The sequence below is a fragment of the Sulfitobacter sp. D7 genome (assembly GCF_003611275.1).
GTDB classification, from domain to species: domain Bacteria; phylum Pseudomonadota; class Alphaproteobacteria; order Rhodobacterales; family Rhodobacteraceae; genus Sulfitobacter; species Sulfitobacter profundi.
The window spans coordinates 1-23,295 of record NZ_CP020695.1; the positions used below are offsets into that span (position 1 = coordinate 1).

The 23,295-nt window shown below is 61.4% G+C and carries 21 protein-coding genes; 13 read left to right on the forward strand and 8 right to left on the reverse strand.

Annotated features, from left to right (window positions below; translation table 11 throughout):
• The first annotated feature begins 100 nt into the window (after nucleotides 1–100).
• The 4 genes from repA (at nucleotide 101) to B5M07_RS16555 (ending at nucleotide 5,723) form a co-directional block, all read left to right on the forward strand.
• Nucleotides 101–1,276: a plasmid partitioning protein RepA gene (gene repA / locus B5M07_RS16540; RefSeq protein WP_120352309.1), complete on the forward strand. Its 1,176-nt coding sequence runs from the start codon at nucleotides 101–103 to the stop codon at nucleotides 1,274–1,276.
• On the forward strand, nucleotides 1,276–2,271 hold the full coding sequence (repB, locus tag B5M07_RS16545; RefSeq protein WP_120352446.1) for a plasmid partitioning protein RepB: 996 nt from the start codon (nucleotides 1,276–1,278) through the stop codon (nucleotides 2,269–2,271). The genes repA and repB overlap by 1 nt, the downstream gene beginning before the upstream one ends.
• 176 nt (nucleotides 2,272–2,447) lie before the next feature.
• Nucleotides 2,448–3,602, forward strand: a complete 1,155-nt coding sequence (gene repC / locus B5M07_RS16550) for a plasmid replication protein RepC (RefSeq protein WP_120352310.1) — start codon at nucleotides 2,448–2,450, stop codon at nucleotides 3,600–3,602.
• 153 nt (nucleotides 3,603–3,755) lie between these two features.
• Nucleotides 3,756–5,723, forward strand: a complete 1,968-nt coding sequence (locus tag B5M07_RS16555; protein WP_120352311.1) for a sensor histidine kinase — start codon at nucleotides 3,756–3,758, stop codon at nucleotides 5,721–5,723.
• 34 nt (nucleotides 5,724–5,757) lie between these two features.
• Here the strand turns inward: B5M07_RS16555 and B5M07_RS16560 are convergent, their stop codons facing one another.
• From B5M07_RS16560 to B5M07_RS16580, 5 genes are all read right to left on the reverse strand, one after another.
• Entirely contained in the window at nucleotides 5,758–6,810 is a 1,053-nt protein-coding gene (locus B5M07_RS16560) for a M42 family metallopeptidase (RefSeq protein ID WP_120352312.1), read from the reverse strand.
• 95 nt (nucleotides 6,811–6,905) lie between these two features.
• Nucleotides 6,906–8,219 (reverse strand): TRAP transporter large permease, encoded by a 1,314-nt coding sequence (locus B5M07_RS16565; protein ID WP_120352313.1) that lies wholly within the window; start codon nucleotides 8,217–8,219, stop codon nucleotides 6,906–6,908.
• On the reverse strand, nucleotides 8,216–8,719 hold the full coding sequence (locus B5M07_RS16570) for a TRAP transporter small permease (protein WP_067628726.1): 504 nt from the start codon (nucleotides 8,717–8,719) through the stop codon (nucleotides 8,216–8,218). The genes B5M07_RS16565 and B5M07_RS16570 overlap by 4 nt, the downstream gene beginning before the upstream one ends.
• A gap of 58 nt (nucleotides 8,720–8,777) precedes the next feature.
• Nucleotides 8,778–9,797, reverse strand: a complete 1,020-nt coding sequence (locus B5M07_RS16575) for a TRAP transporter substrate-binding protein (protein ID WP_067628729.1) — start codon at nucleotides 9,795–9,797, stop codon at nucleotides 8,778–8,780.
• 138 nt (nucleotides 9,798–9,935) lie between these two features.
• Nucleotides 9,936–10,430 (reverse strand): MarR family winged helix-turn-helix transcriptional regulator, encoded by a 495-nt coding sequence (locus tag B5M07_RS16580; RefSeq protein WP_120352314.1) that lies wholly within the window; start codon nucleotides 10,428–10,430, stop codon nucleotides 9,936–9,938.
• A gap of 137 nt (nucleotides 10,431–10,567) precedes the next feature.
• Here B5M07_RS16580 and B5M07_RS16585 point away from each other — a divergent pair, with 137 nt between their 5' ends.
• Genes B5M07_RS16585 through B5M07_RS16620 form a run of 8 tightly spaced genes read left to right on the forward strand, consistent with a single transcriptional unit; the run spans nucleotide 10,568 to nucleotide 18,873 of the window.
• On the forward strand, nucleotides 10,568–11,518 hold the full coding sequence (locus B5M07_RS16585; protein ID WP_120352315.1) for a PDR/VanB family oxidoreductase: 951 nt from the start codon (nucleotides 10,568–10,570) through the stop codon (nucleotides 11,516–11,518).
• An 11-nt stretch (nucleotides 11,519–11,529) separates the two neighbouring features.
• A complete protein-coding gene (locus B5M07_RS16590; RefSeq protein ID WP_120352316.1) occupies nucleotides 11,530–12,864 on the forward strand; it encodes an aromatic ring-hydroxylating dioxygenase subunit alpha in 1,335 nt (444 codons plus the stop codon).
• On the forward strand, nucleotides 12,861–13,340 hold the full coding sequence (locus B5M07_RS16595) for an aromatic-ring-hydroxylating dioxygenase subunit beta (RefSeq protein ID WP_120352317.1): 480 nt from the start codon (nucleotides 12,861–12,863) through the stop codon (nucleotides 13,338–13,340). Before B5M07_RS16590 ends, B5M07_RS16595 begins: the two co-directional genes overlap by 4 nt.
• The gene (locus B5M07_RS16600; protein ID WP_120352318.1) at nucleotides 13,337–14,962 is read left to right on the forward strand and encodes an AMP-binding protein; all 1,626 of its coding nucleotides are present in this window, start codon (nucleotides 13,337–13,339) and stop codon (nucleotides 14,960–14,962) included. Before B5M07_RS16595 ends, B5M07_RS16600 begins: the two co-directional genes overlap by 4 nt.
• Nucleotides 14,959–16,128, forward strand: a complete 1,170-nt coding sequence (locus B5M07_RS16605; protein WP_120352319.1) for a thiolase family protein — start codon at nucleotides 14,959–14,961, stop codon at nucleotides 16,126–16,128. The genes B5M07_RS16600 and B5M07_RS16605 overlap by 4 nt, the downstream gene beginning before the upstream one ends.
• Nucleotides 16,125–17,372: an SDR family NAD(P)-dependent oxidoreductase gene (locus B5M07_RS16610; protein WP_120352320.1), complete on the forward strand. Its 1,248-nt coding sequence runs from the start codon at nucleotides 16,125–16,127 to the stop codon at nucleotides 17,370–17,372. The genes B5M07_RS16605 and B5M07_RS16610 overlap by 4 nt, the downstream gene beginning before the upstream one ends.
• Entirely contained in the window at nucleotides 17,369–18,151 is a 783-nt protein-coding gene (locus tag B5M07_RS16615) for a cyclase family protein (protein WP_120352321.1), read from the forward strand. The genes B5M07_RS16610 and B5M07_RS16615 overlap by 4 nt, the downstream gene beginning before the upstream one ends.
• Nucleotides 18,148–18,873, forward strand: a complete 726-nt coding sequence (locus tag B5M07_RS16620; protein ID WP_120352322.1) for an SDR family NAD(P)-dependent oxidoreductase — start codon at nucleotides 18,148–18,150, stop codon at nucleotides 18,871–18,873. The genes B5M07_RS16615 and B5M07_RS16620 overlap by 4 nt, the downstream gene beginning before the upstream one ends.
• Nucleotides 18,874–18,882: 9 nt before the next feature.
• On the opposite strand, the gene B5M07_RS16625 is transcribed toward B5M07_RS16620, so the two are convergent.
• The gene (locus B5M07_RS16625; protein WP_120352323.1) at nucleotides 18,883–19,755 is read right to left on the reverse strand and encodes an NAD(P)-dependent oxidoreductase; all 873 of its coding nucleotides are present in this window, start codon (nucleotides 19,753–19,755) and stop codon (nucleotides 18,883–18,885) included.
• A 180-nt stretch (nucleotides 19,756–19,935) separates the two neighbouring features.
• Between B5M07_RS16625 and B5M07_RS16630 the strand changes: the two genes are divergently transcribed.
• Nucleotides 19,936–21,432, forward strand: a complete 1,497-nt coding sequence (locus B5M07_RS16630) for an aldehyde dehydrogenase family protein (RefSeq protein WP_120352324.1) — start codon at nucleotides 19,936–19,938, stop codon at nucleotides 21,430–21,432.
• Nucleotides 21,433–21,481: 49 nt separating this feature from the next.
• Here B5M07_RS16630 and B5M07_RS16635 read toward each other — a convergent pair whose 3' ends face one another.
• Entirely contained in the window at nucleotides 21,482–22,765 is a 1,284-nt protein-coding gene (locus B5M07_RS16635) for a TRAP transporter large permease (protein ID WP_120352325.1), read from the reverse strand.
• Nucleotides 22,758–23,276, reverse strand: coding sequence for a TRAP transporter small permease (locus tag B5M07_RS16640; protein ID WP_120352326.1), 519 nt, complete (start codon nucleotides 23,274–23,276; stop codon nucleotides 22,758–22,760). Before B5M07_RS16640 ends, B5M07_RS16635 begins: the two co-directional genes overlap by 8 nt.
• Nucleotides 23,277–23,295 lie beyond the last annotated feature (19 nt).

Sequence of the window (23,295 nt, forward strand, 5' to 3'; positions counted from 1 at the left end):
TCCTCGCGCAAGAATCTATTGCACGCATCGCTTTAATGGCATTAAGTAACGGAAACAAAAGCGCTACCGAATAATAGCGTTACTGAGAGCGAGGGCAGATGTGACGGACACTGTACACATCAATACACGGATCCGCCGTAATGCGGAAACGCTTTCCGAGGCGTTGGAAAGTCACATGTTGAAGGTCTTTGCGCCCGACGCGCGCAAGGAGCTACGCCGCTTTTCAGCCGGAGAAGCGGCTGAATTGCTTGGAATTTCAACCAGCTTCCTTCGCAAACTCCATTTCGACAATAAGGTCGTTGACGTTCAGACAAGCCCGGGCGGGCGGCGGCATTACAGTGCTGAAGATCTGCTCTCGATCCGGCGCACGCTTGAGTCAACGGCCAAATCGCGCGGTGCCTACCAGCGTGGCCGTCGTGACGGGGACAAACTGCAAGTATTGTCCTTTTTGAACTTCAAAGGCGGCAGCGGAAAGACGACGAGCGCAATCCATGCGGCGCAACGACTGGCCTTGAAGGGCTACCGTGTGCTCTGCGTCGATATTGACCCGCAAGCGTCTCTAACAACGCTTTTTGGCTATCGGCCCGAGTATGATTTCCTGAACTCGGGGACCATCTACGATGCCATCCAATATGACGATCCGGTCCCTTTGGCCGATGTCATTCAGAAAACATTCTTTACTGGCATTGATCTTGCTCCCGGCGGGTTGATGCTTCAGGAGTTTGAGCATGAAACCCCCCAAGCTCTGCTGAACAACACCCAGCCGGCATTTTTCGCCCGGTTGGCGACCTCTCTGCAGGACGTAGAGCAAGATTACGACGTGGTTATCTTCGATTGCCCGCCGCAACTGGGGTACCTCACGATGTCGGCGCTTTGCGCCTCGACGGGCGTGTTAATCACAGTGGTCCCAAACATGCTCGACGTCGCATCGATGTCGCAGTTCCTGCAGATGAGCGCGGACCTGCTTGATGTAGTCTCTAATGCAGGAGCAAGCATGGAATTTGATTTCCTGCGTTTCCTGATAAATCGGTACGAGCCGAATGATGGGCCGCAACAACAGGTTCTATCTTTCCTGCGCCAGCTCTTTGACGAGGAAGTCATGGTCGCACCGATGTTGAAATCCACCGCGATTTCGGATGCCGGGCTGACGCATCAGACGATTTATGAGGTCGACCGGTCCCAATTTCACCGCTCGACCTATGACCGGGCGGTGGATTCACTCAATCTTGTGAATGATGAGATCGAAAGCATGATCCAGAAAGCATGGGGGCGGTAATGGCACGTAAAGGCATTTTATCTTCTGCACCGGCGAATGTTGAGAAGCCGGAGAAGCCTAAATCCCCCTCGATAGAGCCTAATAAGAGCCGGGGTAAGGCCAGTTTAATGCCGCGCGGCGCGGTGGGGGCGCTTCAGTCTTCGTTGAACCGGATGCAAGAAAACGCGGTTCAGGAATTGGACGGCAATCTGATCGACATGGCTGGTGTCGAAGACCGTTTAGGCACTGATACACAGGCTCAGAAGCAGCTGCAAGACAGCCTCAAAACCTACGGGCAGCAGGTTCCTGTGCTCGTTCGACCCCACCCCAAAACCCCCGGACGGTTTGAAATTGTCTACGGGCGACGGCGGCTTCAGGCACTGAAAGCGCTTGGGATGCCCGTCAAGGCGATGGTCCGCCAGTTGGACGACCATGCTCTGGTGATGGCGCAGGGGCAGGAGAATACCGCGCGACAGGATCTGTCGTTTATCGAAAAGGCGAGCTTTGCTGCTCAGTTAGACGTGGGCGGGCATGACCGGCAGACAATCGCAGACGCGCTGTCGATCGATCTGCCGATGGTCAGTCGCATGCTCAAGGTTGGTCATGCGTTTGAGCTACCTTTTTTGCGCCAGATCGGTTCTGCCCCGTCCATCGGCCGGGACCGCTGGATGGCTTTGGTCAAGCTTTTTGAGCAACCCGCAGCAAAAGCGCGGGCGGACAAACGGATGTCGCAGGCCGACTGGGAAGGGTTCAATTCAGATGAACGGTTCGAGGCGATCTTTGCCGAAGCCTCAGCCCAGCCCGAGAAAGCTGCCGCCTCCCCTGCCCCATCGGCCAAGCCCCGCACCCTGCGGAGCCGTGATGGCAAGGCTTTGGCGGACATTCGCAGCGGCAAGCGTGGTGTCACGGTGACCGTCCCTGCCCGTGCAGCCGAGGGATTTGATACATGGCTCGATGCGCATGCAGAAGAGCTTTTGCAAGAGATTCACGACCGCTGGCAAAAGACCCGCGCGTGAGAAATTGAGGAAGTAGCAACAGGAGGCACATCCAAGACCACAAAAAAAGCCCCCCAGGATAAATCCCGGAAGGCCCTTCTCAAACTTTGCACCTTCGAGATAGCCCCAAAGATTTATCGATGTCAACTCTACCCGATGGGATAGGGCCGGTATTTTGTTGTCTTTCGTGATTTTAAATGGAAAACACGTTCCGAACTGGGTTCGGGCGGCCGAAATCGGCTACCCAAGTGTCATGCGAGGGGCCGGACAAATGGGCTTTGCTCGACCGGCTGACAACTGCGGCTGACTGTTTTGAATTGTCGCACCGCACCCTCACCGTATTGAAGGCGTTGCTCAGCTTTCTGCCGAGCCGTCATATTCCAGATGGCGCGGCAGGGATCGTATTTGCCTCGAACGCCCGGCTGTCTGAGCGGTTGCACGGGATGCCTGAAAGCACGCTTCGACGGCATCTTGCCCAGCTTGTCCGTGTCGGGCTTATTGCCCGGCACGATAGCCCCAATCGCAAACGCTTTGCACGAAACCGGGGCGGCGCGATTGCGCTGGCCTTTGGCTTTGACCTCTCCCCCCTTGTCGTTCAGTCAGATATGATAGAGACAGCCGCTCAGGCAGCCGAAGCGCACAGTGAGCGGCTGCAAGCGCTGAGGGACCGGGTGCTTGTTCTGAGGCACGCGCTGATCCGTCAGGGTGGCGCTGAGGGGGTGGCAAATGAGGCGGGGCGTGTCCTTCGGCGCAAGCCGGATGAAGCGGCATTGACCCTTCTTGAGAATGCATTACGTGAGGCGCTTGAGAGCACGGCCACCATTGTTGATGAAGCCGAAGCAGAACCGGTTTCCCCTGCCCCATCTACAGAACAAATGAGCGCCAGCGACGGCGAAAATGAGCGGCACATACAGGATTCAATTAAATCCTATTTTGACTCTGAACAGCAGAGCGGTCCGAAAGACGCCCTCCCTCACTCGGCTGACAACATTGACAGTGAAGACAACAAGCCAAAAAAAGGGGTCACTTTTGCTGAGGTGGTCGCTGCTTGCAAAGAAGTTCAAAGCTTCTTCCCAGAAGCGATGCGCAATTGGAGTGACATTGTACGGATCGGAGATCAGATTGCCCCAATGCTGGGGATTGACCTGCCGGTCTTAAATGAGGCAAAACGGGACATGGGTGCGGAGAGCGCAGCGGTGACAGTCCTTTGTCTGCTTGAGAAAGCCGCGACCATCCGAAGCCCGGGCGCATATCTTCGCCGTTTGACCCAAATGGCCCGTAATGGCGCTTTTTCCCTTAATCCCATGGTGGCAGCACTGGTAAATCAGCGCAATTGTCAGCTGACAATTTGAAAACCTACGGTTTTACAATGGGTTAGGCATATGTATGCTTGGCAATCGGGGCCAAAATACTGAATTGGTGGGGTTTGTCGGGCAAAATACGCCCCCACACTTCACCCTTGAAGGCGCAGCGGCTAAATTGGCCTCAGTTTTCCGGGAAAGCCCATGACCTCCGTTCGCCTACGCCTGCTGATCCTCGCGCTAACACCGCTTATCGTGTTGATGCCGCTGCTGCTGGTCTTGGGCATGTCGCGTTGGACGGCGGACTATGACGAAGTGCTCATCGCGAATGTCGAGAGCGAGTTGAGGATCGCCAACCAGTATCTCGCGCGGTTGTTGGCGCAGACCGGCAATGAACTGGATGCCGTCGCAGGCTCGGTCGAATTTGCCCGCTTGCTTGAGATGCCGACCGCAGATCGGGTGGCCTCATTTGCCGAGATACAAGATCGGCTGGGCTTGGATTTTCTGCGCTTCCTCCCCCTCGAAACAGCGGTCGATGAAGGCGAGGATTGGCCGGTGATCGCCCGCGCGGCGCGGGGAGCACGCGGGGCGGAGATCGACGTATTTAGCAATGCACGGCTGACAACTTTGAACGACGCGCTTGCGGTACGCGCGCAGGTGCCGGTGATCGACACGCCCGCCGCCGTGCCCACCAACCGAAAAGTCGAAGACCGCGGGATGGTGGTCCATGCGGCAAGCCCGGTTGCGCTGAACGGCAGGCAGGGCGTTTTGGTTGGCGGAATGCTTTTGAACCGAAACCTCGACTTCATCGATACGATCAACGACCTAGTCTATTTGAACGCGGTGACCGGCGGCGACCGGCAGGGGACCGCGACGCTGTTCCTCGACGATCTGCGCATCTCGACCAATGTGCGCCTGTTCGAGGATGTGCGCGCCCTTGGCACGCGCGTCTCGGCCGAAGTGCGGGAGGCCGTGTTGATCGAAGGGCGCACTTGGCTCGACCGGGCGTTTGTGGTGAACGATTGGTATATCTCAGGCTACCAGCCCATCACCGACAGTTTCGGGGAGCGGGTAGGGATGCTCTATGTCGGTTTTCTTGAGGCGCCTTTTGCGCAGGCGAAGCGCGAGGCGTTCTGGTGGATGCTGGCGGCCTTCTTTGCCGTGCTGGCCCTCTCGGCGCCGGTGTTCCTGTGGCTGGCGCGGGGAATCTTCTCGCCGCTTGAACGGATGACAAAGGTCATGCACCGCGTCGGCAAGGGAGAGCTTTCGGCGCGGATCGGGCCAGTGCCCGCGCGGGATGAGATCGGCGCGGTGGCGCATCACCTCGATTGGTTGCTGGAGCAGGTTCAAGAACGCGACCGGCAGTTGCGCAGTTGGAATGATGAGCTGAACCAGCGCGTGGATCAGCGTACCGGTGAATTGCGCGAGGCGAATGAGAAGTTGGAGCAGACCTTCCGCCAGTTGGTGATGAGCGAAAAGCTCGCCTCCATCGGGGAAATCACCGCCGGGGTCGCCCATGAGATCAACAACCCGGTCGCGGTCATCATGGGCAATGTCGATGTCATCCGTGAGACCCTAGGCGAGGATGCCGCGCCCGTGGCCACGGAACTGGGGCTGATCGACAGACAACTGTCGCGGATCGAGGTGATCGTCGGCAAATTGCTGAAGTTCGCCGCGCCGTCTGAGTTTTCCGACTGTGAACATAATATCGCGCTACGGCCCTTGGTGCAGGATTGCCTCGTGCTCGTTGATCATCTGATCAGCCGGGGCGGGATTGAGGTGGATTGCGATTTTGAAGAGGTCCCGCCCGTGCGCGCGGACTCGGGCGAGATTCAGCAAGTCGTGGTGAACCTTGTGGTCAATGCCGTGCAGGCGATGCGGGGGGCAGGGCGGTTGGATCTGTATCTAAGGTCTGAGGAGCGCGACGCTGTGCCCGGTGTCGCGCTTTCTGTCCATGACAGTGGGCCGGGGGTGCCAGAGGCGTTGCTCGGCTCGCTGTTCGATCCCTTCTTTACCACGAAACCCGGAGAGGGGACGGGGCTGGGCCTGTCGATCTCTCAGACGCTGATCCAGCGCGCCGGGGGGATCATCACGGTGCGCAACCGGGACGAGGGAGGCGCGGCCTTTACCGTCTGGCTGCCGCAAGCGCCCGATGATGCAGCCCCCCCCTGAACGCGCGCGGCGCGTTTAGGGGGGGCAGGGGGCTTTAGGCGGCCTTGCCGTCGAAGCCTTCCAGATAGGCCACGAGGATATCAAGCGCCGCCTGTAGGTCACTCTTGGAGACCATCTCCGTCACCGTGTGGATGTAGCGGGTGCCGACCACGATCCCCACCGCCCGCGCGCCTGCGGCAGCCTGCTGCGCCGCGGCGCCATCTTGTCCACCGGCGGCGAGCATGGTGCGTTGAAAAGGAATGTCACGTTCCAAGGCCAGGTCTTCAATCTCACTGACAAGACCCACATCGGCGATAAAACTGCTGTCGCGCACGTGCAGGCCAAACCCTTTGCCAAGGCGCGTCGTCGCCAAATGGTCGGGCACGCCGGGCGTGTCGCAGGCCAGCGTCGTGTCGATGCCAAGACCGATGTCGGGCTGCACTTTATAGGCCGCCGTACGCGCGCCGCGCAGGCCGACTTCCTCCTGACAAGTGAAGGCCACGTGAATTTCCGCCCCGCGCCCCTTGTCGGCCAGCTTGCGGATCGCTTCGATCCCCAGCCAGCAGGCGACGCGGTTGTCGAGCGCCTTAGACACAAATTGATCGCCCATTTCGAGGAAAGGTTCATCCATCACCACGAAGTCACCGACCTTGACGATGTCCTTGGCTTTTTCGCCCAGTCCCAGATCGACGAAGAACTCCGACACTTCGGGAATTTTCTTGCGGTCTTCGGCAGAAGAGATGTGAATGGGCTTACCGCCGGGGTTCATCACGCCCTTCAGATCGCCCTGATCGGTGCAGACCAACACTCGGCGCGAGAAGAGGTTGCGCGGATCAAAACCCCCCACGGGTTGAAGGTACAGAAACCCGTCTTTCGAGATATGGCTGACCAGAAACCCGATCTCATCCATGTGGCACAACAGCATGATCTTGGGCGCTTTGCCGTCGCCTGCCGTCGCATCACGGCGGCAGAGGAGGGAACCCATGGCGTCGGTCTCTACATGGTCGAACAGGCCCTCGATCTGCTGGGTGATCAGGTCACGCACGCGGTGCTCGCGCCCCGGAACGCCGGGGGTTTCGCAAAGGTCTTTGAGTAGGTCGATGTTCATGCTGGCCTCATCCTTGGTGATTTGGCCGCACTATCGCGCCGCGCTGGTCGAAGTGCAAACAGACGCGGCGCGATGAGGCTGAGAGGGCAGGGGGCTTACATCTGCCCCGGTAGGAAAAGCACCAGCGCGGGGAAGATCAGCAGCAGGATCAGCCGCAGGATATCGACCAGCCAGAAGGGCGTGACCCCGCGAAAGATCGTCCCGGTAGAGACATCGCCGACCACGCCCTTAAGCACAAAGACGTTCAGACCCACGGGAGGGGTAATCAGGCTAATCTCTGTCACTACGACGACGATGATACCGAACCACACCGGATCAAACCCAAGGCTGGTGACCAGTGGAAAGAAGATCGGCACCGTCAGCAACAGCATCGACATGCTCTCGAAAATGCAGCCAAGCGCGATGTAGATCAAAAGGATCAGCCCCATGACCACCCATGGGCCGAGGTCCAGCGCCGTGACGGTCGCCAGCAGCCCTTCGGGCAGGCCCGCGAGGTTCACGAAGTTTGAGAAAATCCATGCGCCAATCAGCACCGAGAAAAGCGAGGCGGACGTGAGCGTCGTTTCCTCCAGCACCTCACGCAGTCCGGCCCAGCTGAGCCCGCCACGCGCCCAAGCGATGAGGAAAGCACCCGCAGCCCCCATGCCCGCCGCTTCGGTCGGGGAGAAAGCCAAATGGATTGGCCAGAAATCAAGCACACCGTAGAGCCCGCCGATCACCAGCGCAAAGAGCGCCAGCACCGACCAAACGTGGTTCAGCGCGCGCAGCCGCTCACCCCATGTGGCGCGGGGGCCAGCGGGGCCTGCCTCGGGGTTCATGGCGACGGAAAAGCGCACCGCGCAGAGGTAAAGAAGGATGCCAAGCGCGCCGGGCACGATGCCCGCGATGAACAGCGCGCCGATAGAGGTCTCGGTCAGCAGCCCATAGATCACAAGGATCACCGACGGCGGGATCAGGATGCCGAGCGTGCCGCCAGCGGCAATGGACGCGGTCGAAAGACTGTCAGCATAGCCGTATTTGCGCATCTCTGGCATGGCGACTTTGGACATGGTCGCCGCCGTGGCCAAGGACGAGCCACAGATCGCCGCAAAGCCCCCGCAAGCCACGATGGTGGCCATGGCCAAGCCGCCCCGGAAGTGCCCCAGAAAGGCGTTGGAGACTTGGTAAAGCTCACGGCTGATGCCGCCTTTGTTCACGAAGAGCCCCATGAGGATGAAAAGCGGGATCACCGACAGCCCGTAGTCTTGGCTGGTGTCGATAATCAGCCGCGACACCATAGAGATTGAGGCGCGGTAGCTGGTTTCATAGACCAGCCCGACCATCCCAACGAGGCCCATGGCAAAGGCAATCGGCAAGCGTAGCAAGACGAGGGCAAAAACGGCGGCAAAGCCGATGGCAGATGCGATCATGTGGCAGGGTCCAGAAGTTGCGGCGCAAAGAGGCGCAAAAGCCCGCGCAGGATCAGCACAACGGCGGTGAGATAGGTCATCACCGCGATGAACATGCCGATGTAAAAGGTCGGAATTTCAAGGTATTCGGTCACGTCGCCATAGCTCAGCGCGCGGTAGGCTAGGTCCACCACCCGCCCGGCTGGAAACCACAGCATCACCCCGCACCCCAGCGTCACCAGCCCGTCGCGCCAGCGTTGCAGCCCCCAATTTTCAAAGGGGCGGTCCAGCAGGTCAGCAGCGATATGCCCCTCGCGGCCCGACAGAACGGGCAGGGCAGAGAAAACGATCAAGGCGATGCCGATGCGGATCAGCTCGGTCGCGGCTTCGATCGGGGCGTTGAAGACCGAGCGCATGATGACATCGGCAAAGGTCAGCACCATCAGCGCGAAAAGCGCGACAGAGGCCATCGTCATCGGCAGGGCCGAGAGGGCGGTGGTGAGGCGGATCAAAGAGCGCATGGCGGTTCCCTGGCTGGGGGCCGACCGCTGCTGCGACCGGCCCCTTTGGCGGTGGGGGTTACTGGCTGGCGTTTGCCATTTCCTCACGCATCATCTCATAGGCGGCTTGCCCATCGACACCGGCTTCGTCCAACTCGGCGATCACCTTGTCGCGCACCTTGGCGGCCATTTCGGCAAAGCGGGCCTGATCCTCTTCAGAGGCGGTGACGATCTTGTTGTCGCCTGCGGCTTCGGTCGCCTCACGCGCGTCCACGTCGCTCTGATCCCAGACGGCACCCATCATGCGGCTCGCCGTCTCGCCAAAAACTTCGCTGTCGAGCTTTTGCTGCACGTCTTCGGGCAGGCTGTCAAAGGTCTCTTGGCTCATGATGACCGAGAAGGAACCGCGATAAAAACCACCGGGCATTTCATAGACGTTCTTGGCCACTTCGTTCAGTTTAAAGCTGATCCGCTCGCCCATGTTCATCGCCACGGCGTCAGCGGCACCGGAATCGAGGGTTTCGTAAACCTTGGGCGCGGGCACCTGAATGCCGACGAGGCCAAGCTCCGCCCCCACATCCGCCGAAACACCGCCACCGAGACGGGTTTTAAGCCCTTGGAGGTCTTCCAGCGAGGCGACTTCTTTGTTGGAGTGAATCTGCCCCGGACCGTGGGTCGTCAGCGCAATAACCTTCACGCCGCGGTGCTCGTCCAACTCGGCCAGCATCGCCTCATGCACGCGCCAATGGGCAACCGAAGCCGCCTCGGCATTGCCTTCGTATCCGGGGATTTCCACCAGCTTGGTGCCGACGAAACGACCGGGCGTGTAGCCATGAAACAGGATCGCGATATCGGCGGCACCGTCCAACAGCAGGTCCATCTGCGCGGGCGGCGGGGCAAGGCCGTTTTTCAGCTCGGTTTCGATCAGCCCATCGCTGGCTTCGGACATCATGTCGGTCAGTTGCGTGAACATGCCGGTGTTGACCGGGTGGCTTGGTGGCAGCCAAGTGGAAATGGTCAGCGTCTCGGCGGCAAACGCGCCGGTCGCGGTGCAGAGCGCAAGCGCACTCGTCGTGAGAAACTTGGTGAATTTGGTCATTTTGGGCTCCTCCCCATACCGTTCGATATGCCTTGGCGGGGTTCTCCCAAACCCGTGTCGCCAAGTATATGCTTTTTCATGTATTCACATTTACAGCACGATTGGAACCATTTTTTGCGCGCAGGGCAAGGGCTGCGATCAGCCGCGTTGATCCGCAGTGTCGTCCAAGGCGGCCAGCAAGGATTTCAGCGCCGGTTTCAATTGCGCGCCCTCATTGCCCTTGAGCATTTCGATCAAAGCGGCCTCATGACGGCGCGCTTGCGGCACCAGTTCGGCGGCCAGCGCCCGGCCCGCATCGGTCAGATAGACACGCACCCGGCGGCCATCGGCGGGGTCACTGCGGCGGATCAGCAGGCCGCGTTCCTCCATCTGGGCGATGATCCGGGTGAGTCGTGATTGCTCGGCCAGCGCCTGCCGAGCCAGTTGCGTGATCATCGCGCCATCGGTGTCCGACAGACAGGCCAGCACGCGCCATTCCGGCACGCGCAGCCCCGCCTTGCGCACCTGCGCGTGGAACTGTGCGCTCGCCACATCGCTGGCCGCCGCCAACAAATAGAGCAGGTAATCGGAGACGAATCCCCCCTCCTGACCCGTGTCTTTGTCAGAGGTTGCGTCGGTCTTTTGCTGCGTCACACCTGTTAAGCCTTTGATGGAAAGAGGGCTCCTTGCGCCTCGGCACCCCTAAATGGCGGGCAAAATCGCGCTTGGCAAGAAAACCCTTGACCGAAACTATATGAAAAATCATATTGTTTACCACGGGAGGACATCACATGACGAAGATCAACGCTATTGTGCGGGAGGTCACAGCGCTGACCGATCGCATCAGTGAGTTCCAGATCGCAGCCGCAGATGGCAGCGCGCTGCCGCGGTGGGAGGCGGGCGCCCATGTGCTTTTCGATCTGCCCGACGGCGACACCCGCGCCTATTCTCTGATCTCCTTCGATCCGATTCCCGAGGCCCCCGAGAGCTACCGCATCGCCGTCCAACGCGAACCTGAGGGCAAGGGCGGATCAACCCATATGCACGGGCTGAAACCGGGGGCAGAAATCACCTGCGCCGCGCCGAAGAACGACTTCCCCCTGACCCAAGACGCGCCTGCGGTGCTGCTGGCAGGGGGGATTGGCATCACGCCGATGATCTCAATGGCGGCGACGCTCAAGGCCGCTGGTCAGGCGTTTGCATTTCACTACTCAGGCCGCAGCGCATCCCTGATGGCCTATCGCGATCCCCTGCGCGCGACCTTTGGCGATGCCTTGCATCTGCATTGTGACGATGACGACAGCGCGCTGAACCTTGATGCGGTGATTGCCTCTGCGGGGGGCGACGCGCATTTCTATGTCTGTGGCCCCAAGGGGCTGATCGACGCGGTCAAGGCGAAGGCCGAAGCCGCTGGTATCGCGCCTGACCACATCCACTTCGAACTCTTCGACGCACCCCAAGAGCAGCAGGGCGACAGCGCCTTCGAGGTCGAAGTCGCCTCAAGCGGGGAGGTTTTCACCATCCCGCCCGGCCAATCCATCATCGACGTGCTGGAGGCGGGGGGCGTCGATGTCATGTACGACTGCCAGCGCGGCGACTGTGGCATCTGCCAATGCGACGTGATCAGCGGCACGCCCGATCACCGCGACGTGGTTCTGTCCGAGGCGGAACGCGCGGCAGGCAATGTCATGCAAATCTGCGTCAGCCGCGCCAAATCACCGCGCCTTGTACTCGACATCTGAGGGAGGAACTCATGGGACGTTACGACAGCCCGGCGGCACTGGCCGCCCTCGTGCAGCCACATCAGGTGCACCGCGATATCTACACCGACGCGGAGGTGTTCCAACAAGAGATGAAGCATCTTTTCGCCAATGCGTGGGTCTTTGTCGGCCATGAAAGTCAGACGCCGAACAAGGGCGATTATTTCAGCACCCACATCGGCACCCAGCCGGTCATTCAGGTGCGTCATTCCACCGGCGACATCCATGTGCTGCTGAACCGCTGTCCGCATAAGGGCACCAAGATCGTGATCGATCGGCAGGGCAACACCGGCAAGTTCTTCCGATGCCCCTATCACGCATGGAGCTTCAAAACCGACGGCTGCCTTTTGGCGATCCCGCTCAAAAAAGGCTACCAAGATACCGGGCTGGAAGAGACCGACAGCGGCAAGGGCATGCGCAGCGTTGGCGATGTGAAGAACTACCGCGGCTTCATCTTTGCCCGGCTCGCGGAAGAGGGCATCAGCTTCGAAGAGTTCTTTGGCGCGAGCCTGACCTCGCTCGACAATATGGTGGACCGTTCCCCCGCCGGACGGCTCGAAGTCGTCGGCCCGCCGCTGCGTTACATGCATCATTGCAACTGGAAGATGCTGGTCGAAAACCAGACCGACACCTGCCACCCGATGGTAGCCCACGAAAGCTCTGCCGGGACGGCGGTGAAACTCTACGAGGAAATGGACCTCCCCGAAGGTGCCCCCAAGCCCCCCGCGATGGAGATCATCGCCCCCTTCATGTCGCCTTACGAATTCTTCGAAGGCATGGGCATCCGCACTTGGCCCAATGGCCACGGGCATACGGGCGTAAACCATTCAATCCACTCGGATTACGCCGCCATCCCCGGCTATTTCGAAGCGCTCTGCGACAGCTATGGAGAGGAGAAAGCCAAGGCGATCTTGGACGAAAACCGCCACAACACGGTCTATTTCCCGAACATCATGATCAAGGGCCCGATCCAGCAGCTGCGCGTATTCATCCCCATCGCGGCGGACCGCACGGTGGTGGAAAGCTACATCTACCGCCTTGTCGACGCCCCGGAAGAGCTGACCGCCCGCACCGCGATGTACAACCGCATGATCAACGCGCCGACCTCCATCGTCGGCCATGACGACTTGGAAATGTACGAGCGCGCCCAAGAGGGTCTGATGGTCGACGGTTTGGAATGGGTGAACATCCAACGCCTGATCGAAGACGACGAAGATTTTGAAGTGGAAGCGGTCGAAAACGGCACCACCGAACGCCAGATGCGCAACCAATTCCACGCTTGGGTCAAGTTCATGACCATGAGCCAAACAGCGGAGGCAGCGGAATGAGCGTGACGCGCGAGTGCCTGATCGACTTCATCTATGACGAAGCGCGCATGTTGGACGAGGGGCGCTATACCGAATGGCTGAACCTCTGGCTGCCGGATGGGCATTACTGGATGCCGCTGGACTATCAACAGACCGATCCGATCAATCAAACCTCGCTGATGTATGAGGATATGTTCATGCTGAAATTGCGCGTCGAACGGCTCAATGGCGCACGAACCTTCAGCCAAAAGCCCAAAAGCCGCTGCCATCATGTGATCCAGCGTCCTTTCGTCGATGAGATGGACATGGAGGCGGGACGTTTCGTCACCACCACCTTCATGCACTACGTTGAGACGCGGCTTGATGAGCAGCAACTGCTCGCCATCACCGCGCGGCATGAGTTGGCCTTGGTCGAGGGCGCGCTGCGGATCGCCAACAAACGGGTCGATATCGTCAATTGCGATGCGGCCTTCCGCAACATCCAGTTGCTGCCATGATCGCGCCAGAGATCGCAACGGTTTACGCGGCCTTTCAGGACACCGCCGCGCAGCATCCCAACCGCGCCTTTCTCAATGTCTTGCCAGAAACGGCGGAAATCTACGGCATCGCGGCGGGCGAGGTGAGCTATGCCGCAGCCGCGCGCGAGGTTGCGGCTTTGCGTGAGAACATCGCGGCGGCGGGCTACCTTTCCGGCCAGCGGGTCATGCTGCTGATGGAGAACCGCCCGGCCTTTTTCCTCTGGTGGCTGGCGCTGAACGGTTTGGGCCTGTCGGTCGTGCCGGTGAACCCCGATCTGCGCGCGGCGGAACTGAGCTATATGATCGACCACGCCGAGCCTGTTTTGGCCGTGGCGATCCCTTCGCGGGGCGATGACCTGCGCGCGGCGGCGCGGCAGGCGGGGCGCGACATGCCGGTGATTGCACCGGGCGATCCACTCCCATCGCCGGTCACGTTCACGGCCATCGCGGCGCATAATGGCGGCGCGGAGAACGCGGAAGCCGCACTTCTCTACACTTCCGGCACCACGGGCCAGCCCAAAGGCTGCATCCTCACCAATACCTATTTCCTCGACGCCGGGCGGTGGTACGCCGACACGGGTGGGCTCTGCGCCCTGTCGCAAGACCGCGAGCGCATGATTACGCCCCTGCCGATTTTCCACATGAACGCGATGGCTTATTCCTTCATGGCAATGATCGCCGTGGGCGGCTGCCTGACCGCGCTTGATCGGTTCCATCCGCGCAGCTGGTGGGCCTCGGTTCGGGCCTCGGGGGCGACCTGCCTGCACTACCTTGGTGTCATGCCATCCATGCTGATGGGGGCCGAAGAAAGCGAAGCCGACCGCGATCACGCCCTGCGCTTCGGCTTTGGCGCAGGGGTCGACCCAAAACTCCACGCCGCGTTTGAGGCGCGCTTCGGCTTTCCGTTGGTGGAGGCTTGGGCCATGACCGAAACGGGCGCGGGCGCCGTGATCTGCGCCAACCGCGAACCCCGGAGGGTGGGCGAAAGCTGTCTTGGTGCCCCCGAGGGTGGGCTGGAGGTCCGGCTGCTCGACGATGCCGGGCAAGAGGCCGATCAAGGCGAACTGCTGGTGCGCCGCGCCGGTCCCGACCCTCGGCGCGGGTTCTTCGCGGGCTACTTCAAAAATGCCGAAGCCACGAATGAGGCATGGTCGGACGGTTGGTTTCACACCGGCGACATCGTGCGCCGTGCTCCGGATGGCGCGATGTATTTCGTTGACCGCAAGAAAAACGTCATCCGCCGCGCGGGCGAAAACATTGCAGCGGTTGAGGTAGAATCGACCCTGATGCGCCATCCCGCCGTGGCCAGCGCCGCCGTCGCCGCTGTGCCCGACGCGGTGCGCGGGGATGAGGTCTTTGCCTGTATCGTCGCCAAAGACAGCGCCGCCGATCCCGCCGCGCTGGCGCAAGAGATCACCCAATGGTGCCTCACCCAACTTGCCTATTACAAAGCCCCCGGCTTCATCGCCTTTGTCGAGGCGCTGCCCCTGACCGCGACCCAAAAACTCCAACGAGGGGTGCTGAAAACGCTGGCCGCCGACCTGCTCACCGACCCCGCCACGCAAGACCTGCGCGGGATGAAGAAACGGACAGCGGCATGAGGCGTCAGGGCTATGACGGTGTGGTGCTCGCGGCACCCACCTCGGTTCCCTACGCGCGCTACAGCAACGAGACCGCGCATTGGTGGATCGCCCGCGCCCTGCGCGAGATGTTGGGTGAAGCGGGAATCGCGCCGGCGGAGTTGGACGGATTTTCGGTCTCCAGCTTCTCGCTCGCCCCCGACACGCCGGTCGGGCTGACCCAACATTTGGGACTTTCCCCGCGCTGGCTTGATACCGTGCCCACGGGTGGGGCCAGCGGGGTGATCGCGCTGCGCCGTGCGGCGCGGGCGGTGCAATCGGGGGACGTGGATGTGGTCGCCTGCGTGGCGGGGGACGCAAACCGGATCGACAGTTTTCGCACCCTGCTCAGCGGGTTTTCGCGCTTTTCGATGGATGCCACCTTTCCCTATGGGTTCGGCGGCCCCAACGCCAGTTTCGCGCTGCTGATGGACCGCTACATGCAGGAATTCAGCGCCACGCGCGAGGATTTTGGCCATATTGCGGTCTCGCAACGCGCAAATGCGCTGAACTATCCTGCGGCCTTGATGAAGACTCCGCTAAGCTTGGCGCAGTATATGGACGCCCGGATGATCTCAGACCCCATCGCGCTGTTCGACTGCGTCATGCCCTGCGCCGGGGCCGAGGCGTTTTTGGTCATGCGCGAGGACGAGGCCCTGCGCCGCGACCTGCCCTTCGCCCAGATCAGCGGCACGATTGAACGTCACAACGCCTATCCCGAAGACCCGATGCAACTGCGCGGCGGCTGGGGCATGGACATTGGGGAGCTCTATGACATGGCGGGTCATGGGCCGGAGGGCGTCGACCTGTTGCAGACCTATGACGACTACCCGGTGATCTCGATGATGCAGTTCGAAGACCTCGGATTTTGCGCCAAGGGGGAGGGGGCCGCCTTTGCCCGCAAGCGTGATCTCACGACCAACGGCGACTTCCCGCACAACACCTCGGGTGGGCAATTGTCGGTGGGCCAAGCGGGGGCGGCGGGTGGTTATCTGGGGTTGGTCGAAGCGATCCGGCAGGTGACCGGACAGGCCGAAGGCACGCAGGTTGCAAACGCCCGGCGGGCGCTGGTCTCGGGCTTTGGCATGATCAATTATGACCGGGGCGTCTGTTCGGCGGCGGCGATCATCGAAGGGGGCGGGGCATGACCGAACCATTGATGCCGCCCCAAAAGAAGAACCCGCAAAAGCGCAGCACGGTGCCGACCCTGCCGCCTGCCCAACGCTCGCGCGCGACGCTTGGGCTGGCGATTGCCGCAGGGCGCGGGCAGTTCGCCCTGCAGCACTGCGCGGATTGCGGCGCGGTGCAATATCCACCGCGTGATGCCTGCGGCAAATGCCTGTCGGTGGCGCTTGAGTGGCGCGAGACTGAACCGGCGGGCGAGGTGCTGGCCGAAACGACGATCCGGGTCTCGCCCGACCCTTACTTCCGCGAACGTCTGCCATGGCGCATTGGCACGGTCCAACTCGCCGCCGGACCGGTTGCGGTGTGCCATCTGCACGGCGATGTCGGGCGCGGCGATCACGTCCGTCTGGCGCTCAAATTGGACCGGGCAGGGCAGGGGGTCATGGTGGCCCTGCCGCGAGAGGAAAGCGAATTTATGCAAGACGATCCAATGCTGCGCGCAATGTCGAGCGACCCGAAACACCGGCGGGTGCTGATCACCGATGCCCGCTCCCCCTTGGTCTTGCCGCTGACCCAAGCGCTTTTGAAGGCTGGTGCGGCGCAGGTCTTTCTGGGTGAGCCGGAACATTGGCGGCGGTGGGAAGGGCGCGCGGGGTTCGAGGGGATGGAGAACGTCAGCCTCATGCCGCTTGATGTGACCGACACCGCCTCGGTCTCGCGCCTTGCGGCAGAGATCGGCGGCAAGGTCGATATCCTCATCAACACGGCACAGTTCATCCGCCCCGGCGGGGTGCTGGGCAATGATACGATCTTTGCCCGCGAGGGGATGGAGACCAATGTGCTGGGCCTGATGCGACTGGCGCAGGGCTTTGGCCCGGCGATGGCGTCGCGCACGGCGGATGGTGTGAATTCGGCAGTGGCGTGGGTGAACATCCTGTCGGCGGGAGCCTTGGCGCCCGAGGCAGGGTTTGGCGGCTTCGATGCCTCGCAGGCAGCGGCGCGGTCGCTCAGCCAGACGCTGCGGGCGGAATTTGCCGGGTCCGGGCTGCGGGTGATGAATGTCTACACCGGCCCGGTAGACGATGAATGGCACCAACCCCTGCCACCGCCCAAAGTCACCCCCCGCGCGCTGGCGCGGACGGTGGTGACTGGCCTGATTGATGGCCTCGAAGAGCTCGCCTGCGGGGATGTGGCCAAGGATGCTCTGGCCCGTTGGCTGGAGGATCCGGCATTGATGGAACGTGAGATGCGGGGGAGCGGCGCATGAGCGATGCAATCACAGCACTGGCCGATGCGCTGGCAAGCGGCGCGGCCCGGGTCGTCGATCTGACGCACCGGCTTGATCCCGATTTCCCCGTCATCGTGCTGCCGCCCGAGTTCGGCCAATGCGCGCGGTTCCGGATGGAGGAGGTCTCGGCCTATGATCATCGCGGCCCGGCGTGGAAGTGGCATAACCTCACCCTCAATGAGCACACTGGCACCCATTTCGACGCGCCGATTCACTGGGTCTCGGGCAAAGACGTGACAAACGGCGCGGTGGATGAAATCCCGGCAGAGGCCTTCATCGGCCCGGTCGTTGTGATCGACTGCTCCGAGGGGGCAGGGCAGGACGATGACTTTGAACTGACCCCCGAAATCATCCACGATTGGGAAGCCAAACACGGCGCGATCCCGGCAGACGTTTGGGTGTTGATGCGCACCGATTGGTCAAAGCGCAGCGGCGCGGATTACCTCAACATGCACGAGGACGGCGCCCATTCGCCCGGTCCCACACCCGCCGCGATTGCCCTTCTGTTGGAGCGCGGCATTCGTGGCTTTGGCACCGAAACCGTCGGCACCGACGCGGGGCAGGGGATGCACTACGATCCGCCCTTTCCGGCGCATTACCTGCTGCATGGAGCGGGCAAATACGGGCTGCAATGTCTGTGCAACCTCGACCAACTGCCGCCCACCGGGGCCATGCTGATCGCACCGCCGCTCAAGATTAAAGGCGGGACCGGCAGCCCCTTGCGGGTGCTGGCGCTGATACCGGGAGCGAGACCATGAGCAATTACACCGCCGTCATCACCGGGGGCAGCAAGGGCATCGGCGCCGATCTGGCGCAGCGGCTGCTGGAGCGCGGCTATCGGGTGATCTCAATCGCGCGGGGCAAGCCGGAATGGGAGGCGGAAGGATGTGAGCATATCGAAGCCGACCTTCTCGATCCCGCCTCCGTCGCTGCCGTCGCCGCTGATATCGCGGCGCGCTATGACGTGACCCATCTGGTGCATAACGCCGGGTTGATCTGGCCCAATCTGATTGAAGAGGCCAAGCCCGAAGACATCTCCGGACTGGCGCAACTGCACCTCGGCTCGGCCCTGACGCTTCTACAAGCCTTCCTGCCCAACATGAAAAAACGCGGCTTTGGCCGGGTGATGTTCAACGCCTCGCGCGCGGCCTTGGGCGCCCCGACGCGCACCGCTTATTCGGCGTCGAAAGCGGGGATGATCGGCATGGCGCGCACATGGGCGCTGGAGCTTGCACCGCATGGGATCACCGTCAACGTCGTGGCCCCCGGCCCAGTGCAGACCGACAATTTCTGGGGCATCATCCCGAAAGAAAGCGAACGCGAAGCAGAGCTTGCCAAACGCATCCCGGTGGGCCGGTTGGGGCAAGTCGAGGACGTGACCAACGCATTTCTCTTCTTCTGCGATCCAGCCAATAGTTTCGTCACCGGCCAGACGCTTTTCGTCTGTGGCGGGTCGAGCATCGGGACGCTGACGCTCTGACCCTAGGGCTTAACCCTTGCGGAAATGCTGCACCAACTCTGGCACATAGGCATCGCCCGCGCCCTTTTCGACGACCTTAGACAAGGCGCTGTAAACCCCGTCGGCAATCTCAACCTGCGCACCTGCTTGCGCGGACATCTGGCGGTAATAGTCGAAATCCTTCAGCGCATTGCTGATCGCAAAGGGCAGCGCCTCGCGGTCGCCGCTGACGATGAAGGGAGCCAGCCGATCAAGCGCGACACTGGCGCCGCCGCCACCCGCCAAGACATCGACAAAGCTCTGCGGATCAATGCCCGCATCAGCTGATTGCGCGGCGGCTTCGGCGAGCAGCGACATAAAGCCAACAGAGACGTAGTTGTGCAGCAATTTCAAACGGTGGCCTGCGCTGACCTCGCCCACATGTTTGACCTCGTCGGTGAAGGAGGCGAGGACGGGAGAGACCTTTTCAACAACCGCCGCGTCCCCCCCGACCAGCAGGTTCAACTTCCCCTCATGGGCGAATTGCGCGGTGCGGGTCATTGGCGCGTCAACGAATTCGCCCCCCGCCGCTTTGACCGCCTCGGCCATCTTTACCGTCGAGGCGGGCAGAGAGGTAGAGCAATCGACCACAACCGCACCGGGCTTCAGTCCGGCAATCACGCCGCCCGCCCCGGTCAGAATTCCTTCGACCTGCGGGGAGCCGGTCACGCAGAGAATAATCACATCCGACGCGGCGGCCAGATCGCTAAGACTGTCAAAGGCCGTGGCCCCCAGCCCGTCCAGCTCATCGGTCGGCTGGTTGCCGGGGTGGCCAAAATAGCCAAGCGCAAAACCTCCGCGCCGCATCACGTTGCGCGCAATACCGTGGCCCATCAGGCCGACACCGATCATACCGATTTTCATGGGCTTTCCCTCGCTTGCCACCGCCGCTCCTGCGCGCGGTTCCCTTGGGTAAAGGTCTACCCCGCCGCCCGCCACGGCGCAACGCGGGCGGGGCGGATTTTCTCGGCCAAACAGGGCTTTGTATATTTGAAACCGACACAGCGCTTGATAGGAATGGCGCATTGATTGCATGAGGCTGATATGACTTTGACCATCGACCCCCACCAGATTGCCCAAGACCTCTATCACGGGCAGTTCTGTCCGATGTTCATCGACGGCAAGGATGTGCCCGCGCTTTCCGGTGAGGTGCTGAATGTGGTCGATCCCGCTTCGGGCCGGGCGCTGGCGACGGTGCCGCGTGGCGGGGCCGAAGATGTCGATGCCGCCGTCGCCGCCGCGCGCCGGGCCTTTGAGGGGGAGTGGTCGAAATTCACGCCCTATGACCGGCAAGAGGTGCTTTTGCGCATTGCCGATGTGATGGAGCGCGATTGGGAAAAGCTCTGTGTGTCGGACACAGCCGACATGGGTCTGCCGCTGGCGCGGACCATGGGCAACAAACGCCGGGTGATCGGGATGCTGCGGTTCTATGCGGGGCAGGCGGTCGCGTTGCACGGCGATGTGATCGAGAACTCGGTCTCGCAATCGATGTTCTCTTTTACAACGCGCGAGCCGGTCGGCGTGGTGGGGGCGATTATCCCTTGGAACGCCCCGACCGCTGCCTCGATCTGGAAAATCGCGCCTGCCTTGGCGACGGGCTGCACCGTGGTATTGAAGCCCTCCGAAGACGCGCCGCTGACGCCCTTGATGATCGCGAAGTTGATGCAAGAGGCAGGCGTGCCCGATGGGGTGGTCAACGTGGTGACCGGCACGGGCCGCGAAGCAGGCGCGCGTTTGGCCGAACATGAGGACGTGAACAAAGTGGTCTTCACCGGCTCGACCGCCACGGGCAAGACCATCGCCCGCGCTGGCGTTGAGAACCTCAAGCGGATCACGTTGGAGTTGGGCGGGAAATCTCCGCTGATCATCTGCAAGGATGCTGACATCGACAAGGCGGTGCCTGTCGCGGCGATGGCGGTCTACGCGCATTCGGGGCAAATCTGCATCGCAGGCTCGCGGCTGTTCGTGGCGCGCGAAATTCAGGATGAGTTCATCGAGAAACTGGCCGCTTTCGCGCGGGGGCTGAAGATCGGGCATGGCTTGGATGAGGGCACGGACCTCGGCCCGCTGATCAACCGTGTGCAGGCCGAAAAGGTCGAGGGCTATATCGCTGCGGGCAAAGCCGAAGGCGCGCGGCTGGTCACCGGCGGGGCGCGGCCCGAGGGCGCGGACTATGAAGGCGGCAACTTTCTTGAGCCGGTGATCTTTGCCGATGTGACCGACGACATGACCATCGCGCGGGAAGAGATTTTCGGGCCCGTGATCTCTGTCCTGCCCTTCGACACGATGGAAGAGGTGATCGCGCGCGCCAATGCCACGCCCTATGGGCTGGCGGCGGGCATCTTTACCCGTGATCTAAGCACGGCGCACCGCACGGTGAAACGGCTGAAAGCGGGCTCGGTTTGGGTAAACATGTACCACGCAATCGACCCGGCGGTGCCGTTCGGCGGGCTCAAGATGTCGGGCTATGGCAAGGAAGGCGGCGTGGAGCACCTGCAGGCGTATTTGGATACCAAGGCGGTTTGGATTCAGACCGAGTAGGGAAACGCGACCGGCAACGCCGCCCGGTCTGATGCCGGGCGGTAAACTGTTAAAAACCGCTGACCTTCGGCAGCCATGTCGAAATCGCCGGCACAAAGGTCAGCAGCATCAACACGACAAAATTCGCCAGAAAGAACGGCGGCATCTCACGGATCAGCGCCGCAGGGCGCAGGTTCACCGCCGAAGACACCACGAAAATCAGGCTCCCCACCGGCGGCGTCGTCAGGCCGAGCGTCAGGTTCACGATCACCACAATCGCAAAATGGTCCGGCGCGATGCCAAGCGCATGGCTGATCGGCGCCAAGATCGGCACCAAGATCATCACGCCCGGCAGCGGGTCCATAAACAGGCCAAAGAGCAGCAGCAACACGTTGACCGCCAAGAGAAACAGGATCGGCGACAACTCCCATGAAATGATCGTCTCGGCCAGAAACTGCGGCACGCCTTCGATCACCAGAACCCATGCAAAGGCCCGCGCCGCGCCAAGGATCAACAAAACGGCGGACGAAATCAGCGCGGCGCGCAGGATCAGCCCCGGCAGGTCACGCAAGCGCAGCGCGCGGTAGACGAAAAAACCGCAGAAGAGGGCATAGAACACCGCGATGACCGAGGCTTCTGTGGGCGTGAAAATACCGCCCCGGATGCCGCCGACAATCAACACGATTAGCCCAAGTGCTGGCAGCGCCATAAAGGTATTGCGCCACATCTGCGCCCGCTCGGGGCGCGCATCTGCGCTGCGATAGTCGCGTTTCCAACTGACCCACCCGTTGGCGGCAAGACTGCCACAGGCCAGCAAAAGCCCCGGAATGACACCGGCCATAAACAGCGACCCGACCGAGACTTCCTGATCCTGCAGCGCATAGATGATCATCACGATCGACGGTGGAATGATCGGCCCTACCACCGCCGAGGAAATCGTCAGCGCCCCGGCGTAGGAGCGGTCATAGCCGCCTTTTTCCATCATGCGGATCATCATCGCCCCCGGCCCCGCCGCATCGGCCAAGGCCGAGCCGGAAATGCCCGCGAACATGGTGGAGGAGATCACATTGGCATAGCCCAAGCCGCCCCGCAGGTGGCCCACGAATTGTGCCGCAAAGCGCAAAAGTGTGTGCGTGATCGCGCCGCCGGTCATGATCTCGGCGGCGAGGATGAAGAAGGGCACAGCCAAAAGCGGGAAGCTGTCGAGGCCGGAAAACATCTCTTTGACAACGACGATCTGCGGATAGGAACTGCCCAAGCCAATTGCCGCAAAAACCGAAATGGCCATGGCAAAGGCAACGGGCAGGCCCAGCACCATCAGCACGAAAAGCGAGATAAAGAGGATCTCAGCCATTGGCGGCTCCCGGCATGTTTTCGGTTTGGCCATCGGACTGATGGTAGTGGCCCGCCATTATGAAAGGCCGCGCGATCAGCAGCAAATGCACGATCAACAGCGTGAACCCAACGGGCATGGCAGCATAAACATAGCGGAACGACAGGCGCATTGCGGGGGTCATCTGGTACTGCGCGCGCTGCATATAATCCCAGCCGACTTTAACCATAAAGGCGAAAAAGAACAGCAGCACCGCCACGATGACCGCGCGCAAAATGCGTTGCATCCGGGTGCTCATCACGTCATGCAGATTGGTAATCGCGACATGGCCGCCTTGGCGCAGGGCCAATCCAGCCCCCAGAAAGGCCATCCAGATCATCAGGTAACGGGCGGATTCATCGGACCATGACAGCGAATGGTTGGTGCTGAACCGCAAAGCGACATTGGCCCCCACGACCAAGACCATCCCCGTCAGGCAGGCGATCACCACCGCGGCGTTCACCCTGACGAATAGCTGTTCCAATCTGCGCATGGTTTCCCCTCCCGTGCAA

Coding starts and splice junctions, on each gene's coding strand:
- B5M07_RS16625 (WP_120352323.1), bottom strand. CDS start 19,755: ATGAAAATCGGTATGATCGGTGTCGGCCTGATGGGCCACGGTATTGCG.
- B5M07_RS16595 (WP_120352317.1), top strand. CDS start 12,861: ATGAGCGTGACGCGCGAGTGCCTGATCGACTTCATCTATGACGAAGCG.
- repC (WP_120352310.1), top strand. CDS start 2,448: ATGGAAAACACGTTCCGAACTGGGTTCGGGCGGCCGAAATCGGCTACC.
- B5M07_RS16615 (WP_120352321.1), top strand. CDS start 17,369: ATGAGCGATGCAATCACAGCACTGGCCGATGCGCTGGCAAGCGGCGCG.
- B5M07_RS16600 (WP_120352318.1), top strand. CDS start 13,337: ATGATCGCGCCAGAGATCGCAACGGTTTACGCGGCCTTTCAGGACACC.
- repB (WP_120352446.1), top strand. CDS start 1,276: ATGGCACGTAAAGGCATTTTATCTTCTGCACCGGCGAATGTTGAGAAG.
- B5M07_RS16555 (WP_120352311.1), top strand. CDS start 3,756: ATGACCTCCGTTCGCCTACGCCTGCTGATCCTCGCGCTAACACCGCTT.
- B5M07_RS16585 (WP_120352315.1), top strand. CDS start 10,568: ATGACGAAGATCAACGCTATTGTGCGGGAGGTCACAGCGCTGACCGAT.
- B5M07_RS16620 (WP_120352322.1), top strand. CDS start 18,148: ATGAGCAATTACACCGCCGTCATCACCGGGGGCAGCAAGGGCATCGGC.
- B5M07_RS16565 (WP_120352313.1), bottom strand. CDS start 8,219: ATGATCGCATCTGCCATCGGCTTTGCCGCCGTTTTTGCCCTCGTCTTG.
- B5M07_RS16560 (WP_120352312.1), bottom strand. CDS start 6,810: ATGAACATCGACCTACTCAAAGACCTTTGCGAAACCCCCGGCGTTCCG.
- B5M07_RS16640 (WP_120352326.1), bottom strand. CDS start 23,276: ATGCGCAGATTGGAACAGCTATTCGTCAGGGTGAACGCCGCGGTGGTG.
- B5M07_RS16575 (WP_067628729.1), bottom strand. CDS start 9,797: ATGACCAAATTCACCAAGTTTCTCACGACGAGTGCGCTTGCGCTCTGC.
- B5M07_RS16610 (WP_120352320.1), top strand. CDS start 16,125: ATGACCGAACCATTGATGCCGCCCCAAAAGAAGAACCCGCAAAAGCGC.
- B5M07_RS16630 (WP_120352324.1), top strand. CDS start 19,936: ATGACTTTGACCATCGACCCCCACCAGATTGCCCAAGACCTCTATCAC.
- B5M07_RS16635 (WP_120352325.1), bottom strand. CDS start 22,765: ATGGCTGAGATCCTCTTTATCTCGCTTTTCGTGCTGATGGTGCTGGGC.
- B5M07_RS16605 (WP_120352319.1), top strand. CDS start 14,959: ATGAGGCGTCAGGGCTATGACGGTGTGGTGCTCGCGGCACCCACCTCG.
- B5M07_RS16570 (WP_067628726.1), bottom strand. CDS start 8,719: ATGCGCTCTTTGATCCGCCTCACCACCGCCCTCTCGGCCCTGCCGATG.
- B5M07_RS16590 (WP_120352316.1), top strand. CDS start 11,530: ATGGGACGTTACGACAGCCCGGCGGCACTGGCCGCCCTCGTGCAGCCA.